The sequence below is a fragment of the Bellilinea sp. genome (genome assembly GCF_034432615.1).
Taxonomy (GTDB): domain Bacteria; phylum Chloroflexota; class Anaerolineae; order Anaerolineales; family Anaerolineaceae; genus Bellilinea.
Map to the genome: position 1 here is coordinate 1 of NZ_DAOUBL010000241.1, position 2,054 is coordinate 2,054.

Consider the following 2,054-nt stretch of genomic DNA (forward strand, 5'->3'; position numbering starts at 1 on the left):
ACCTGGTGCTGAACGATGCCCGCCCCGGCGCGGTTTGGGTGGTGGTGCTGTTCACCGATGGGGTGGCCAACCTGAGCGATACCGCTGGCAGCGGCGGCAGCGGCCCTGGCGATACGCCGTGGACGGGCGGGCTGGTGCCGCTTGCCTACCCGAACGGCTTTTGCGACGGGCGTCTGAATCAGGGCTGGTGGCCGGCTCTGTGCATTGATACCACCAACTCGCCGCGCTACTGTATTGATGATCAGGAAGAAACCTGCCCACCCGCTTCCACCTGGATCCGCAATAACAACCAGCCCTCATACCATCGCAACAACAAGTACTCGGTCAGCGATTATGTCCGTGACATGGCGGACGCGCTGGCGCTGACCCGCTCCACCAATCAGAACGAGCCACGCGGCAATGATGTTGCCGTCTATACCATTGGGTTGGGGGCGGTCAGTCTGGGTGAACCGTTGCTGCGCTACATTGCCGCGGTGGGCGATGACGGTGACCGTACCACCAATCCGTGCGCCACGGCGCCGGCCTTCCGTTCCTGCGGCCAGTATTACTACACCAACAACCCCGAAGATCTGGTGCCCATCTTCGAGGATATTGCCACCCGTATCTACACGCGGATTACCCAGTGATGCACTTCGCGGAAAGCGAGGGATGCCGATGAAAATGCCCAATTTTTCCTTCAAATACCTCTTCTTCCAACGGCGCAGCCAGCGGGCGCAGGGTCTGGTGGAATTTGCGCTGGCGCTGCCCATTCTGCTGATGCTGGTATTCGGCATCATTGAATTTGGGCGTTTTCTGCAAGCCTGGCTGGCGCTGGAAAACGGTGCCCGCTTTGGCGTACGCTATGCCATCACCGGTAATTTCAACCCGGCTTACTGCGAAGCAGCCGCTCAGGCGCTGGCGCTGGAAGATGCCGATATTGCCGATGGACATTACGACTGCCGCGTTCCCGAATCTTTCTCGCAGGATTGGGAGCAGATGCAAAATGCCCTGCAGGACTGGGCGCGTCTGCCCTCCATTCGGGATGCGGCGCTGGCCGGGGCTACCGGCATTGCCTGGGACCCGGCGGCAGCCGTTTCGGGTGATTATCTGGCTTATCTCGACTACGGCTGGAATCATTCCGATTTTGACATGGTCAACCGCGGCAATCCGGCTATCAGAGGTTATTTCAATATAACCACCTGTTCTAACCGCATCGAGCCGGTCGGCAGCAATCAGGCAGCCCGTTTCCAGTTCAACCCGAACCCGCGTTATTATGTTCCCAATGACCCCACCAGTCTGGATGATTACCGCTTTCCGGATTACTGCGAACGGGTGCGCGGCAACATTGATGCGGCTGGCAACTTCTCCAACCCGGTTACCGAACGTTATGTGGACGATGCCGGCGGCCCGGGCGACCGCGTGCGGGTGGTGCTCACCTACCGCCATGAGTTGATTACGCCTTTCCTCAACTCGTGGTGGCCGACCGTGCGCATTCAGGCCATGCGCGAGGGCATCGTTGAAAAATTCCGCACCTCGCGGGTGACCGGTCTGGTGGGCAGCATTGGCATGGCGGCTACCTTTACGCCGACGCCGCCGCCGACCGCCACCGAAACCCCCACCACCACCCCCACCAATACCCCCACGCCGGTCTTCTGTGAGTACAACGGCTCGGTACTGCGCCAGTACTGGACCGGTATCAGTGGCAGCAGCCTGAGCGACTTACTCACGAACCCGCGCTACCCCGGCAACGCTACCGGTTATGACTTCCGCACGTCCTACGAAGCGCCAGCCTACTGGGGCGACAATTACGGCCAGCGCATGCGCGCTTATGTCTGCGCGCCGTGGACGGGAGAATATACCTTCTATATTGCCAGCGATGACTCCAGCGAGCTGTACCTCAGTTCCAGCAGCAACCCGGCCGGCGCAGTGCGCATTGCGTATGTGAACGGCTGGACAGATTCCCGCCAGTGGGATAAATACACCACACAGCGTTCTCAGCCGGTTACCTTGCAGGCCGGACAGTTGTATTATCTAGAAGCTCTCCAAAAAGAAGGCACAGGCGGCGATAATCTTGC

At 59.8% G+C, this 2,054-nt stretch carries 2 protein-coding genes; both read left to right on the forward strand.

The features are described from left to right. A partial coding sequence (locus VAE48_RS10475) for a hypothetical protein (RefSeq protein WP_322793274.1) occupies positions 1–626 on the forward strand: 626 nt, incomplete at its 5' end. A 34-nt stretch (positions 627–660) separates the two neighbouring features. Further along, positions 661–2,054, forward strand: a 1,394-nt coding sequence (locus tag VAE48_RS10480; protein WP_322793275.1) for a TadE/TadG family type IV pilus assembly protein, incomplete at its 3' end; no start/stop codon positions are given.